Genomic DNA, 13,576 nt, shown 5'->3' on the forward strand with positions numbered 1-13,576 from the left:
TTTCCCTGGTGTCGCCCGCCTCTATGCTTCGCGCCCTGATTGCCCTTGCTCTGATCTGCCTGCTCCAACCGGCTTTCGCCGACGAGCGCGCGCAAACCCAACAACAGTTGGACGCCACGCGTCAGGACATTGCCGAGCTGAAAAAGCTGCTGGGCAAGCTGCAGGAAGAGAAGTCCGGGGTGCAGAAAGAACTGCGCGGCACCGAAACCGAGATGGGCAAGCTGGAAAAGCAGGTCGAGGCCCTGCAGAAAGAGCTGAAGAAAAGCGAATCCGAGCTGCAGCGACTCGATGAGGAGAAAAAAAAACTCCAGAGCGCGCGCACTGAACAGCAGCGACTGATCGCCATCCAGGCCCGCGCGGCCTACCAGAACGGGCGTCAGGAGTACCTCAAGCTGCTGCTCAACCAGCAGAACCCGGAAAAATTCGCCCGCACCCTGACCTATTACGACTACCTGAGCCAGGCCCGCCTGGAGCAGTTGAAGAATTTCAACGAGACCCTGCGCCAGCTGGCCAATGTGGAAAAGGACATTTCCCTGCAGCAGGCCCAGTTGCTGGTACAGAAAAGCAGCCTCGACACCCAGCGCGAAGAACTCGACAAGGTGCGCAAGGAGCGCCAGCAGGCCCTGGCCAAGCTGAACAACGATGTGAAGGCCCGTGACGACAAGCTCAAGGCCCGCGAACAGGACCAGGCCGACCTGGCCAAGGTTCTGAAAACCATCGAGGAAACCCTGGCCCGCCAGGCTCGCGAGGCAGAGGAAGCGCGGCAGAAAGCGCTGATCGCCCAGCAGGAAGCCGAAAAAAAGCGCTTGCGTGAGGCTCAGGCCGACGCCAGCGATGCGCCGCGCAAACCCGCAAGATCAAGCCCTGGGGCCCTGGTTTCCAGCGCGGGCCCTTCCTATGGCGGGGCATTTGCTTCAGCCCGGGGAAAACTTCCATGGCCCGTTGATGGTCGACTACTGGCACGCTTTGGCGAAACCCGTGGCGACGACTCCCGCTCCAAGTGGGACGGCGTGATGATCAGCGCCGCCGCCGGCAGCCAGGTGCACGCCGTGCACGGTGGCCGGGTGGTGTTCGCCGACTGGCTGCGCGGCGCCGGCCTGCTGGTGATCCTCGATCACGGTAACGGTTACCTGAGCCTCTACGGGCACAACCAGACGCTGCTCAAAGAAGCCGGCGACGTGGTCAAGGCCGGAGAGTCCATCTCCACCGTCGGTAATAGTGGCGGACAGGACACTCCTGCGCTGTACTTTGCAATTCGTCAGCAGGGCCGCCCCAGCGACCCGGCACAGTGGTGCCACGCGCAAGGATAAGCGCTGCATCTAAATTAGGAGTTCGTTCGACATGCTGCATTTGTCCCGCCTTACCTCGCTGGCCCTGACGATCGCCCTGGTGATCGGAGCGCCTCAGGCGTTTGCCGCCGAAACCGCTCAAGCAGCAACCGCCGCGACCACCAAGGCGCCCTTGCCGCTGGAAGAGCTGCGCACCTTCGCCGAGGTCATGGACCGCATCAAGGCCGCTTATGTCGAACCCGTAGACGACAAGACCCTGCTGGAGAATGCCATCAAGGGCATGCTCAGCAACCTTGACCCGCACTCTGCCTACCTGGGCCCGGAAGACTTCGCCGAACTGCAGGAAAGCACCAGCGGTGAATTCGGCGGCCTGGGCATCGAAGTCGGCGCCGAAGACGGCTTCATCAAGGTGGTCTCGCCCATCGACGATACCCCGGCATCCAAGGCCGGGATCCAGGCCGGCGACCTGATCGTCAAGATCAACGGCCAGCCGACCCGTGGCCAGACCATGACCGAAGCCGTGGACAAGATGCGCGGCAAGATCGGCCAGAAGATCACCCTGACCCTGGTGCGCGACGGCGGCACGCCGTTCGACGTGACCCTGGCCCGCGCCACCATCCAGGTGAAAAGCGTGAAGAGCCAGCTGCTGGAGTCGGGCTACGGCTACATCCGCATCACCCAGTTCCAGGTCAAGACCGGCGAGGAAGTCTCCAAGGCCCTGGCCAAGCTGCGCAAGGACAACGGCAAGAAGCTCAACGGCATCATCCTCGACCTGCGCAACAACCCGGGCGGCGTGCTGCAAGCCGCGGTGGAAGTGGTCGACCACTTCATCACCAAGGGCCTGATCGTCTACACCAAGGGCCGCATCGCCAACTCCGAGCTGCGCTTCTCCGCCACCGGCAAGGACGAAAGCGAAGCCGTGCCGATGGTGGTGCTGATCAACGGCGGCAGCGCCTCGGCGTCGGAGATCGTCGCCGGTGCCCTGCAGGATCAGAAGCGCGCAGTACTGATGGGCACTACCAGCTTCGGCAAGGGCTCGGTGCAGACTGTGCTGCCGCTGAACAACGACCGGGCGCTGAAGATCACCACCGCGCTGTACTTCACCCCCAACGGGCGCTCGATCCAGGCCCAGGGCATCGTTCCGGACATCGAAGTGCGCCGCGCCAAGATCACCAGCGAGTCCCAGGACGGCGAATACTTCAAGGAAGCCGACCTGCAGGGTCACCTGGGCAATGGCAACGGCGGCGCCGACAAGCCGAGCGGCTCGGCCAGCAAGGCCAAGCCGATGCCACAGGACGACGACTACCAGTTGGCCCAGGCCCTGAGCCTGCTCAAGGGCCTGAGCATCACCCGCGGCAAATGATTGAACCCTTCGCCGGCAAGCCGGCTCCTACAGGAGCCGGCTTGCGTAGGAGCTGGCTCGCCAGCGAAGCGCCCGCCAGGGCGCCCATTCCCCTAAAGGCCTGATCCCGACCCCCATGATTTCCCGCTGCTCACTGCTGTTGCGCTCGCTCCAGGCCCCGCTGTTCACCCTGCTGTGCCTCTTGCCCCTCGCGACCCCAGCCGCCGAACCTACAGCCGTTGCGCCCAAGGCCTACCTGAGCCTGATCATCGACGACCTGGGCCAGAACCTGCCCCGTGACCGCCGCGTACTGGCCCTGCCCGGCCCGGTGACCACGGCGATCATGCCCGACACGCCCCATGCCGCCGAGTTCGCTCGTGAAGCTCATCGCGCCGGCAAGATCGTCATCCTGCACATGCCCATGGACCCGGCCACCGGCCCCTTCGCCTGGCACCCCGAGCTGCCCGTCGAAGAGCTGCAAAAACGCCTGGACGCCGCTTTCCAGGCGGTGCCCTACACCAGCGGCATCAACAACCACATGGGCAGCCGCATGACCGCCCAGCCCCAGGCCATGGCCTGGCTGATGGCCGACCTGCAGCGACGCCACAAATTCTTTGTCGACAGCCGCACCAGCGCCCAGACGGTGGCCGCCGCCGAAGCGCAAAAGATCGGGCTGGCCAGTGTTTCCCGGGATGTGTTCCTGGATGACGAACGTACGGAAGCGGCGATCAGCCAACAGTTGCAGACCGCGATCAAACTGGCGCGCAAACAGGGTTCGGCGGTGATGATCGGCCACCCTTATCCACAGACCCTGGCAGTGCTCGAACGTGAACTGCCCAGGCTCAAGGCCCAGGGCATCGAGTGGATCGATATCAAGTCGATGATCAGCCTGCGCAGCAACCAGGCGATGGCGGGGCATGGCAAGAACGGGGTTTATCGCTAGAGGCCTTCGCCACAGGAACTGGCTTGCCAGCGAAGCCCCTACAGGTAACGCCCCATGATCTCCTCCACCAGCCCCTCTTGGCGCATCGCGTCCAGGGCCGCCTGGAGCTTGGCCACCACCTCATCGGAGACGTCCTTGTTCAGGGCCAGGTACAGCTCGGCGCTGTTGAAGCGCAGCACGGTCTTGAGGCCGCTGATGCCCTCCTGCTTGGCCAGGTAGCGCCCGGCCGGGTCGCCCGTGGCCCAGAGGTCGATCTGCCCCGCCACCAGCTTCCTGGCGTTGTCCTGGTCGCGCAGTACCACTTGCGGCGCCAGGCCCTGCTTGGTCAGGGTCTCGGCAATGGCATCGCCCTTGTAGGCGCCGATCTTGTACTTGCGCGCCTGCTCCAGGGATTCGAGGCTGATGGTGCTGCCGGCCTTGGCCAGCATGATCCAGTCATCCGGGCCGATGGGGCCGACCCACTTGAACAGCGGCTCGCGGTCCGGCAGGCGCGCCATGACGAACACACCATAGCCCGGCTGCTCCAGCGCCATCTTGTAGATACGTTCCCAGGGGAAGCGCAGGGTCAGGCTGTAATTGATTCCGGCACGCTTGAACATTTCGCGGACGATATCCACGGCGATGCCGTCGATATTCTCGCCCTGGGCGAAGTTCTTGCCGTTCTTGGCCATGTTGTAGGGGGGGAAGTTTTCCGTCAGCAACACCAGGGAGGTGTCGGCGGGTTCATCAGCGCGGGCGAGGCCGCAAAGCACAAGCGAAGCGCTGGCGACAACCACTAGAAGACGTTTGAACATGACGGGTTACCGGAATCCATGGCGTGCTCAAGAGTGCCGTGAGCCCGCCATGCTGTCCAGTGGCTATCGCACAACAATCCCGCGCTGGGCCATGTAGGCCTTGGCCTCGGGAACCGTGTACTCGCCGAAGTGGAAAATGCTCGCCGCCAGTACCGCGCTGGCGTGGCCTTCGATGATGCCGTCGGCCAGATGCTGGAGGTTGCCGACACCGCCGGAGGCGATCACCGGAATCCCCAGGGCATCGCTGATGGCCCGGGTCACGCCCAGGTCGAAGCCGTTTTTCATGCCGTCCTGATCCATGCTGGTGAGCAGGATCTCGCCGGCACCCAGGCCTTCCATCTTCTTCGCCCACTCCACCGCGTCCAGCCCGGTGGGCTTGCGCCCGCCATGGGTGAAGATTTCCCAGCGCGGGGTTTCACCCGGGCCGGAGACCTTCTTGGCGTCGATGGCGACCACGATGCACTGGGAGCCGAAGTGCTGCGCGGCCTCGCCGACGAACTCCGGGTTGAACACCGCGGCGGTGTTGATCGAGACCTTGTCCGCGCCGGCATTGAGCAGGTTGCGGATGTCCTGCACGGTGCGTACGCCACCGCCCACGGTCAGCGGGATGAACACCTGGCTGGCCATGCGCTCGACGGTATGGAGGGTGGTATCACGCCCATCGACGCTGGCGGTGATGTCGAGGAACGTGATTTCGTCGGCACCCTGCTCATCGTAGCGACGGGCAATTTCCACCGGGTCACCGGCGTCGCGGATATTCTCGAACTTGACGCCCTTGACCACCCGGCCGTTGTCCACGTCCAGGCAAGGGATGATGCGTTTGGCCAGTGCCATGGCGAATCCTCAGCCTTGGTACGAATCGCAGAAAGCCTGGGCTTCTGCGACATCGAGGGTGCCTTCATAGATCGCGCGGCCAGTGATGGCGCCGATGATTCCTGGTGCCTTGGCGTCCAGCAGGGCCTTGATGTCGCCCAGGTTGTGGATGCCGCCGGAAGCGATCACCGGGATCCGGGTAGCGGCCGCCAGGGCTGCGGTGAAGGGAACGTTGCAGCCCTGCATCATGCCGTCTTTGGCGATGTCGGTATAAACGATGGCGGACACGCCGTCGGCCTCGAAGCGCTTGGCCAGGTCGATGACCTGCACGCTGCTGACTTCAGCCCAGCCGTCGGTGGCGACGAAACCGTCCTTGGCGTCCAGGCCGACAATCACCTTGCCGGGGAACGCACGACAGGCCTCGGCGACGAACTCCGGCTCCTTGACCGCCTTGGTGCCGATGATCACGTAGCTCACGCCAGCCTTGACGTAGTGCTCGATGGTTTCCAGGGAACGGATGCCGCCGCCGATCTGGATCGGCAGGTTCGGATAGCGCTTGGCGATTGCGGTGACCACCTCGCCGTTGACCGGCTGGCCTTCGAAGGCACCGTTGAGGTCCACCAGATGCAGGCGCCGGCAACCCCCTTCAACCCATTTGGCGGCCATGCTCACCGGGTCATCGGAGAACACCGTGGAGTCTTCCATGCGGCCTTGGCGCAGACGCACACAGGCGCCGTCCTTGAGATCGATAGCGGGAATAATCAGCATCTGGCAAACCTTCAAGTTCGATTGTTCAGCTTCACTCGGAAATCAGTTTTTCTCGAGCGCCCACAGGTCGCTTTCGATGCTTTCGAACCTCTCCTTGAGGTGCGCCTGCACATCGAAAATCGCCCGGTTGTAATAGTGCGGAGCAATTTCGCGGGTAAACAGTTCAAGAACCTCCGCCGCCTCGAACGAGCCCAGCTCGAGCTCGAACCGATCCTCCAGGAAACGCTTGATCTTGTGCGTCGCCTCGCTCTCCTGCTCGGCAGTGAGCCTCAGGATCGGCGGCTTGGGTTTCTTGATCGCCATTTACCAGCGACCGTCCCAGGCGGCGAAGTTCTGCAGCAGTTGCAGGCCGTGGGTGTGGCTTTTCTCCGGGTGGAACTGCACGGCGAAACGCGAGCCGTCGGCCAGCGCCGCGGCGAAGTCCACGCCATAGTGACCGCTGCCCACCACCTGCCGCGCGTTACCGGCATTGATGTAGTAGCTGTGCACGAAGTAGAAGCGCGCCAGGTCCGCAATGTTGTGCCACAGCGGGTGATCCACTGTCTGCCTCACTTCGTTCCAACCCATGTGCGGCACCTTCAGGTGCTCGCCATCCTCGACCAGGCCCTTGCCGAAGAACTTCACCTGGCCGGGAAACAGGCCGATGCAGTCCACGCCTTCGTTCTCTTCACTGTGGTCGAGCAGCGCCTGCATGCCCACGCAGATCCCGAGGAACGGACGGTCCTGGCTGACTTCGCGCACCAGGGCATCGAAGCCCAGGCGGCGGATCTCGGCCATGCAGTCACGGATTGCACCCACGCCGGGAAACACCACCCGGTCGGCTTCGCGAATCACGTTGGCATCGCTGGTGATCAGCACCTTGCCGGCGCCCACGTGCTCCAGGGCCTTGGCCACCGAGTGCAGGTTGCCCATGCCGTAGTCGATGACGGCGACGGTCTGCATTACAGCACGCCCTTGGTCGACGGCATCTGGCCGGCCATGCGCTCGTCCAGCTCCACCGCCATGCGCAGCGCGCGGCCGAAGGCCTTGAACACGGTCTCGATCTGGTGGTGAGTGTTGGTGCCGCGCAGGGTGTCGATGTGCAGGGTCACGTTGGCGTGGTTGACGAAGCCCTGGAAGAATTCCTGGAACAGGTCGACATCGAAACCACCGACGGTGGCGCGGGTGAACGGCACATGCATCTGCAGGCCGGGGCGGCCGGAGAAGTCGATCACCACGCGGGACAGGGCTTCATCCAGCGGCACATAGGCATGGCCGTAGCGACGGATGCCTTTCTTGTCGCCGATGGCCTTGCTGAAAGCCTGGCCGAGGGTGATACCGACATCCTCCACGGTGTGGTGGTCGTCGATATGCAGGTCGCCCTTGCTTTCGATATCCAGGTCGATCAGCCCGTGCCGGGCGATCTGGTCCAGCATGTGCTCAAGGAAGGGCACGCCGATATCGAATCGGGCCTTTCCGGTGCCATCCAGGTTGATCGAGGCTTTGATCTGGGTTTCCAGAGTGTCGCGCTCGACAGATGCCTTACGTTCGGCCATCACCAGCTCCGCAAAATCATTGGGCGAAAAAGGCGAATAGTATAGGCCCCACGGCGGCTAAACAGAAACATGAAGGACAATATCCTGACGGGCGCCAGCCAATGAATGCGGGGCTGTACCTGTCATGACAAGCAGCGAAGTGTTCGCCGGCAAGCCACCCCTACGCAGGGGCTGGCTGGCCGGCGAAGCCCTTAATGGAACAGCACCGCGGTCTTCTGCAGGGTGACCCACACGCCCCACGCCAGGGGAATGCCCACGGCCAGCCAGGCAGCGATCACCAGCGGCAGGCTGGCGGATGAGGCCTTCCATTCCAGCACGACGCTGTTGTCGGCGCCCTTGTCATGGCCCAGGGCCTGCTCGGCCGCCAGTTGCTCGTCGGTCATGAAGTACTTGTCGGCCACCGGGCGCACCAGCAGGTTGCACAAAAAGCCCAGCACCAGCAGGCCGGCGAGGATGTACAGGGTGATGTCGTAAGCCGCAGCGCGCTCGACGCCGATGCTCAGCTGGTACTCGCGCAGGTAGTTCACCAGCACCGGGCCCAGTACGCCCGCCGCGGCCCAGGCGGTCAGCAGGCGACCGTGGATAGCGCCCACCATCTGGGTGCCGAACAGGTCCGCCAGGTAGGCCGGCACCGTGGCGAAACCGCCGCCGTACATCGACAGGATGATGCAGAACGCCGCCACGAACAGGGCGATATTGCCCAGGTGACCGAGGTTCGGGATCAGCGCATACAGGGCAAAGCCCAGGGCGAAGAACACGAAATAGGTGTTCTTGCGGCCCAGATAGTCGGAGAACGACGCCCAGAAGAACCGCCCGCCGATGTTGAACAGGCTCAGCAAACCGGTAAAGCCGGCGGCAATCGCGGCAATCTGCGCCAGTTGCCCGGCATCCAGCTGGCTGAAGGTCAGGTCATTGCCCAGCAGCTTGCCGGCGAACACTTCCTGCAGCAGCGGCGACGCCATGCCGAGGATGCCGATCCCGGCCGAAACGTTGAGGCACAGCACCAGCCACACCAGGCGGAACTGCGGGGTCTTCCAGGCCACGTTCACGTGCACATGGCGGTGGGTGATCATCGCGTTGGCGGCTTTCTTCGCCGGTGCGGTCCAGCCCTCAGGCTTCCAGCCGGTAGGCGGAACCCGGTAGGCCAGGGCGCCACCGATCATGAACACGAAGTAGATGGCCGCCATCACCAGGAAGCTCTGCCACACGCCAACGCTGGTCGGCGTTGCAAAGTGGCCCATCAGGGCCGCCGCCAGGGGCGCACCGACCATGGCGCCGCCGCCAAAGCCCATGATCGCCATGCCGGTGGCCATGCCGCGCTTGTCCGGGAACCACTTGATCAGGGTCGACACCGGGGAGATATAGCCCAGGCCCAGGCCGATACCGCCGATGACCCCGGAGCCTATCCACATCAGCCAGATCTGGTGGGTGTAGATCCCCAGCGCAGAGATCAGCAGGCCGCCGCACCAGCACAGTGCCGAAACCACACCGGCCTTGCGCGGGCCGGCATGTTCCAGCCAGCCGCCCCAGATCGCCGCCGAGCAGCCCAGGAAGATGAAGAACAGGGTGTAGATCCAGCCGAGCATGGAGATCGGCCAGTCACACTGGGACGAAAAGATCTGCGCGATAAAACCCATGCCGGGCTCGCAAGCCACGGGCGCACTGACGCCCAGGGCCTTGGACAGCGGCAGCCAGAACACCGAAAAGCCATAGGCCATGCCAATGCACAGGTGGATGGCCAGAGCGGCCGGTGGAACCAGCCAGCGGTTGAAACCGGGCCTGGCGATGATGCGTTCTTTGGACAAGAACGCTGGCTGAGCGGACGGACTGGCCGCCGCGTTGCTAGTGCTCATGGATGTTTCCCCCAATTATTAGAATTGTTCATCGGCCACTCTTCTGCGACGACCTTGGCACATCGGCGTGGTCGTTTTATTGAGTAAAGCTCCATTTTTGCAGGCGCGACATTAAGTCGCACAAGGACGGACGAACCGCGAGAGGTTACCATTTGCGACAAACTAAAAAACCAAACTGACATCACCTTTTTTTCCTGCGGCTGCGTTGCCCCCAGGCCAGGCCGCTGGCAAAAAATGGTCGCTACTTAAGAAAAAACCTCTAACTGCAATGGAGGACCAGTCGTCAGGTTCAGAGCGCTATACTGCCCCGCTAAATTTTGAATTCGACATACAAGGACTCGCCCATGAAAGCGTTCGGCAAAATCCTGGGTCTGGTAATTCTCGGGCTGTTGCTGATCATCGTGGCTCTGGGCTTCGCCCTGACCCACCTGTTTGATCCCAACGACTACAAAGACGAGATTCGCCAGATTGCCCGCGACAAGGCCCACATCGAGCTGACGCTCAATGGCGACATCGGCTGGAGCCTGTTCCCCTGGCTGGGCCTGGAACTGCACGATGCCGGCGTCGCCACCCTGGCCAACCCGACCCAACCTTTCGCCGACCTGCAGATGCTTGGCCTGTCGGTCCGGGTGTTGCCGCTGCTGCGCCGCGAAGTACAGATGAGCGATGTGCGGGTCGAAGGCCTGAACCTGCGCCTGACCCGCAACAAGGACGGCCACGGCAACTGGCAGGACATTGGCAAGGCCGCACCGACCGACAAGCAGGCCGAGACTCCGGCCACCAGCACCGGCGAAGCCAGCCAACCAGCAGCCGGCGCGGACAAACCCGCGCAGCCGATCCGCCTGGACATCGACAGCCTGACCGTGAACAACGCCCGGGTTGAGTACAACGATGAACAGACCGACAAGCAGTTCACTGCCGAAAGCATCCAGCTGAGTACCGGGCCGATTCACGAAGCCACCAACACCCCGGTCAAGCTCACGGCCTTTCTCGCCAGCAGCCAACCCGCAGTGCGCGTACGCACCGAGCTCAATGGCGAACTGCGCTTCGACCGCGCCCTGCGGCGCTATCAGTTCGAAGACATGCGCCTGTCCGGCGAGGCCGCCGGCGACCCGTTGCAAGGCAAGACCCTGACCTTCGCAGCCCAGGGCCAGCTGCTGCTGGACCAGGCCGCCAATGTTGCCCAGTGGACCGGCCTGAAGGTCTCCCTCAATCAGTTGCGCGCCCTGGGTGAGCTCAAGGTCAACGACCTGGACAAGACCCCGCAGATCAGCGGCGGCATCTCCATTGCCCAGTTCGACCTGGCAAGATTCGTCGACAGCATCGGCCAGACCCTGCCCGCCATGGCCGAAGGCAGCCTGAGCAAGGTCGAGCTGGTCAGCCGCCTGCAAGGCACGCCCACCAGCCTGGCCCTGGAAGACCTGAACCTGAAGCTCGACGACAGCGCCTTCAGCGGCCGCCTGGCCATCGAGGACTTCGACAAGCAATCCCTGCGCGCCCAGCTCAAGGCCGACACCTTCAATGTCGACCGCTACCTGCCGCCCAAGTCCGCCGAAGCCAACAGCGCGGCATCGGCACGCAAGGCCGAAGTGCAGAGCAGCGAAGCCGATGCCATGGCCGGAGCCGGCAGCACCCCGTTGCCCAACGCACCGACCAAGGGCGCCTGGAGCACCGACCGCCTGCTGCCGGTGGAACGCCTGAGCAAACTCGACGTCGATGCCGACCTGAGCTTCGGCCAACTGACCCTGGACAAGCTGCCGATCCAGAATGCCGCACTCAAGGCCAGCGGCCAGGGCGGCCTGCTCAAGCTTTCCAGCCTGCGCGGCGAGCTGTACAACGGCAGCTTCGACGCCAGCGGCAACCTCGACGTGCGCCAGAGCACACCGCAGTTGAACCTGCAGACCAGGATCAACCGGGTGCCGGTGGAACGCATCCTCGAAAGCCAGGGCCAGAATCCTCCGGTCAAGGGCCTGGTGACCCTGAACAGTAACCTCAGCGGCAGCGGCAACAGCCAGAAGGCACTGGTCGACAGCCTCAACGGCACCGCCAGCTTCGTCATCAACAACGGCGTGCTGCTCAACGCCAACATCGAACAGCAGCTGTGCCAGGGCATCGCCGTGCTCAATCGCAAGAACCTCAGCAGCACGCCACGGGGCAAGGACACACCCTTCCAGGAGCTCAAGGGCAACCTGACGCTGCGCAATGGCGTGGCCAGCAACCCGGACCTGAAAGTGCGCATCCCCGGCATGACGCTGAACGGCAACGGCGACATCGACCTGCGAGTGCTGGGCATGGACTACCGGGTCGGCATCATTGTCGAAGGCGACCTGCGGGATAACCCGGACCCGGCCTGCCAGGTGGGCGAGCGCTTTACCGGCATCGAGCTGCCGCTGCGCTGCCGCGGCCCGCTGGAGCTGGGGGCCAAGGCCTGCCGCCTGGACAAGGACGGCCTGGGCCAGGTAGCGGCCAAGCTGGCCGGTGACCGCCTGCAGCAAAAGATCGACGAGAAACTGGGGGACAAGGTCAGCCCGGAACTGAAGAACGCACTCAAGGGGCTGTTCAAGCGATGAGAGCCGAGGCGTTTTCAACGGCGGTGCTGGACTGGTACGACCGCCATGGCCGCCATGACCTGCCCTGGCAGCAGGACATCAACCCGTATCGGGTGTGGGTCTCGGAGATCATGCTGCAACAGACCCAGGTCAGCACCGTGCTCAACTACTTCGACCGCTTCATGGCCTCGCTGCCCACGGTGCAGGCCCTGGCCGAAGCCCCGGAGGACGAAGTGCTGCACCTGTGGACCGGCCTGGGCTACTACACCCGGGCGCGCAACCTGCAGAAGACCGCGAAGATCGTCATGGCCGAGTACGGCGGAGAGTTCCCCCGGGACGTGGAAAAGCTCACCGAGCTGCCGGGCATCGGCCTGTCCACCGCCGGCGCCATCGCCAGCATCAGCATGGGCCTGCGGGCGCCGATCCTCGATGGCAACGTCAAGCGGGTGCTGGCACGCTTCACGGCCCAGGAGGGCTACCCCGGGGAACCCAAGGTGGCCAAGCAGTTGTGGGCCGCCGCCGAGCGCTTCACCCCCCACAGCCGGGTCAACCACTACACCCAGGCAATGATGGACCTGGGGGCGACCCTCTGTACCCGCAGCAAGCCCAGCTGCCTGCTGTGCCCCCTGGAGCGCGGCTGCGAAGCCCACATGCTCGGCCTGGAAACCCGCTACCCGATTCCCAAGCCGCGCAAGGAAGTGCCTCAGAAGCGCACCCTGATGCCGATGCTGGCCAATCGCGAAGGCGCCATCCTGCTTTACCGGCGGCCCTCCAGCGGCCTCTGGGGCGGCTTATGGAGCCTGCCGGAGCTGGAGGGCCTGGACGATATCCAGCACCTGGCCCTGCAGCACTCCCTGGAACTGGGCCAGCAACAGCAGATGCCCGGGCTGGTGCACACCTTCAGCCACTTCCAACTGGCCATCGAACCCTGGCTGATCCGGGTCGAAGAGTCGGCCCTGCACGTCGCCGAGGCCGATTGGCTCTGGTATAACCTCGCCACCCCGCCGCGCCTGGGCCTTGCCGCCCCGGTGAAAACACTGCTCAAACGCGCGGCCGAAGTCTTGAATGCAGGAGAGTCGTCATGACCCGCACCGTAATGTGCCGCAAGTACCAGGAAGAACTGCCGGGCCTGGAGCGCCCTCCCTACCCGGGGGCCAAGGGCCAGGATATTTTCGATCACGTCTCGGCCAAGGCCTGGGCCGACTGGCAGAAACACCAGACCCTGCTGATCAACGAAAAGCGCCTGAACATGATGAATGCCGAAGACCGCAAATATCTGCAGGGCGAGATGGACAAGTTTTTCTCCGGCGAGGAATACGCCAAGGCCGAAGGCTACGTGCCGCCGGCGGAGTAAACCCACGGAAAATCGGGGGCGGAACGTAAGCGGCGGTAATAATTAAACTTTTTTTCAAAACTTGCTTGACGCCCCCCTGAAAAACCCGTTTAATGCGCCCCGTTGCCCAGATAGCTCAGTCGGTAGAGCAGGGGATTGAAAATCCCCGTGTCGGCGGTTCGATTCCGTCTCTGGGCACCACCTTCAGCTTTCAGGTGGTGTATGCATCACGTGAAAGCAACCAAGAAACCCGCCTAGTGCGGGTTTTTTGTTGCCTGAAATTCAGCCACTCCCTCAGTTTGCCAATCCGTCAGGCTGCCCCCCCCCGTGGAGACTTAAGGGCTGTGTTAGGCCAGT

General features: G+C 63.5%; 13 protein-coding genes and 1 tRNA gene. 7 read left to right on the top strand and 7 right to left on the bottom strand.

What is annotated here, in order from left to right:
- The first annotated feature begins 23 nt into the window (after nucleotides 1-23).
- From KCG88_RS21935 to KCG88_RS21945, 3 genes are all read left to right on the top strand, one after another.
- Nucleotides 24-1,310, top strand: a complete 1,287-nt coding sequence (locus KCG88_RS21935; protein ID WP_210713073.1) for a murein hydrolase activator EnvC — start codon at nucleotides 24-26, stop codon at nucleotides 1,308-1,310.
- A 31-nt stretch (nucleotides 1,311-1,341) separates the two neighbouring features.
- Nucleotides 1,342-2,652 carry a S41 family peptidase gene (locus KCG88_RS21940; protein WP_047283552.1) on the top strand — a complete coding sequence of 437 codons (1,311 nt, stop codon included), beginning with the start codon at nucleotides 1,342-1,344 and terminating at the stop codon, nucleotides 2,650-2,652.
- Nucleotides 2,653-2,767: 115 nt separating this feature from the next.
- Nucleotides 2,768-3,574 carry a divergent polysaccharide deacetylase family protein gene (locus tag KCG88_RS21945; protein ID WP_210713074.1) on the top strand — a complete coding sequence of 269 codons (807 nt, stop codon included), beginning with the start codon at nucleotides 2,768-2,770 and terminating at the stop codon, nucleotides 3,572-3,574.
- A 38-nt stretch (nucleotides 3,575-3,612) separates the two neighbouring features.
- On the opposite strand, the gene KCG88_RS21950 is transcribed toward KCG88_RS21945, so the two are convergent.
- From KCG88_RS21950 to KCG88_RS21980, 7 genes are all read right to left on the bottom strand, one after another.
- Nucleotides 3,613-4,368 carry an ABC transporter substrate-binding protein gene (locus KCG88_RS21950; RefSeq protein ID WP_210713075.1) on the bottom strand — a complete coding sequence of 252 codons (756 nt, stop codon included), beginning with the start codon at nucleotides 4,366-4,368 and terminating at the stop codon, nucleotides 3,613-3,615.
- A gap of 63 nt (nucleotides 4,369-4,431) precedes the next feature.
- Complete coding sequence (gene hisF, locus KCG88_RS21955) at nucleotides 4,432-5,202, bottom strand: imidazole glycerol phosphate synthase subunit HisF (RefSeq protein WP_015633827.1); 771 nt, start codon at nucleotides 5,200-5,202, stop codon at nucleotides 4,432-4,434.
- Nucleotides 5,203-5,211: 9 nt separating this feature from the next.
- Nucleotides 5,212-5,949: a 1-(5-phosphoribosyl)-5-[(5-phosphoribosylamino)methylideneamino]imidazole-4-carboxamide isomerase gene (gene hisA, locus KCG88_RS21960; protein WP_011058739.1), complete on the bottom strand. Its 738-nt coding sequence runs from the start codon at nucleotides 5,947-5,949 to the stop codon at nucleotides 5,212-5,214.
- A 42-nt stretch (nucleotides 5,950-5,991) separates the two neighbouring features.
- The gene (locus KCG88_RS21965) at nucleotides 5,992-6,252 is read right to left on the bottom strand and encodes a DUF2164 domain-containing protein (RefSeq protein WP_047283548.1); all 261 of its coding nucleotides are present in this window, start codon (nucleotides 6,250-6,252) and stop codon (nucleotides 5,992-5,994) included.
- The gene (hisH, locus tag KCG88_RS21970; protein ID WP_047283547.1) at nucleotides 6,253-6,891 is read right to left on the bottom strand and encodes an imidazole glycerol phosphate synthase subunit HisH; all 639 of its coding nucleotides are present in this window, start codon (nucleotides 6,889-6,891) and stop codon (nucleotides 6,253-6,255) included.
- A complete protein-coding gene (hisB, locus tag KCG88_RS21975) occupies nucleotides 6,891-7,484 on the bottom strand; it encodes an imidazoleglycerol-phosphate dehydratase HisB (RefSeq protein WP_011058736.1) in 594 nt (197 codons plus the stop codon). Before hisB ends, hisH begins: the two co-directional genes overlap by 1 nt.
- A 191-nt stretch (nucleotides 7,485-7,675) precedes the next feature.
- On the bottom strand, nucleotides 7,676-9,337 hold the full coding sequence (locus KCG88_RS21980; protein ID WP_210713076.1) for an OFA family MFS transporter: 1,662 nt from the start codon (nucleotides 9,335-9,337) through the stop codon (nucleotides 7,676-7,678).
- 344 nt (nucleotides 9,338-9,681) lie between these two features.
- On the opposite strand from KCG88_RS21980, the gene KCG88_RS21985 reads away from it, so the two are divergent.
- The 4 genes from KCG88_RS21985 to KCG88_RS22000 all read left to right on the top strand — a co-directional run bounded on the left by KCG88_RS21985 (nucleotide 9,682) and on the right by KCG88_RS22000 (nucleotide 13,420).
- Nucleotides 9,682-11,907 carry an AsmA family protein gene (locus tag KCG88_RS21985; protein WP_210713077.1) on the top strand — a complete coding sequence of 742 codons (2,226 nt, stop codon included), beginning with the start codon at nucleotides 9,682-9,684 and terminating at the stop codon, nucleotides 11,905-11,907.
- Nucleotides 11,904-12,971 carry an A/G-specific adenine glycosylase gene (gene mutY / locus KCG88_RS21990; RefSeq protein ID WP_210713078.1) on the top strand — a complete coding sequence of 356 codons (1,068 nt, stop codon included), beginning with the start codon at nucleotides 11,904-11,906 and terminating at the stop codon, nucleotides 12,969-12,971. The genes KCG88_RS21985 and mutY overlap by 4 nt, the downstream gene beginning before the upstream one ends.
- Nucleotides 12,968-13,240, top strand: coding sequence for an oxidative damage protection protein (locus KCG88_RS21995; protein WP_047283543.1), 273 nt, complete (start codon nucleotides 12,968-12,970; stop codon nucleotides 13,238-13,240). The genes mutY and KCG88_RS21995 overlap by 4 nt, the downstream gene beginning before the upstream one ends.
- A gap of 104 nt (nucleotides 13,241-13,344) precedes the next feature.
- A tRNA-Phe gene (locus tag KCG88_RS22000) sits at nucleotides 13,345-13,420 on the top strand.
- Nucleotides 13,421-13,576: the final 156 nt, after the last annotated feature.

It is taken from the genome of Pseudomonas sp. MWU349, assembly GCF_017947325.1.
GTDB classification, from domain to species: domain Bacteria; phylum Pseudomonadota; class Gammaproteobacteria; order Pseudomonadales; family Pseudomonadaceae; genus Aquipseudomonas; species Aquipseudomonas protegens.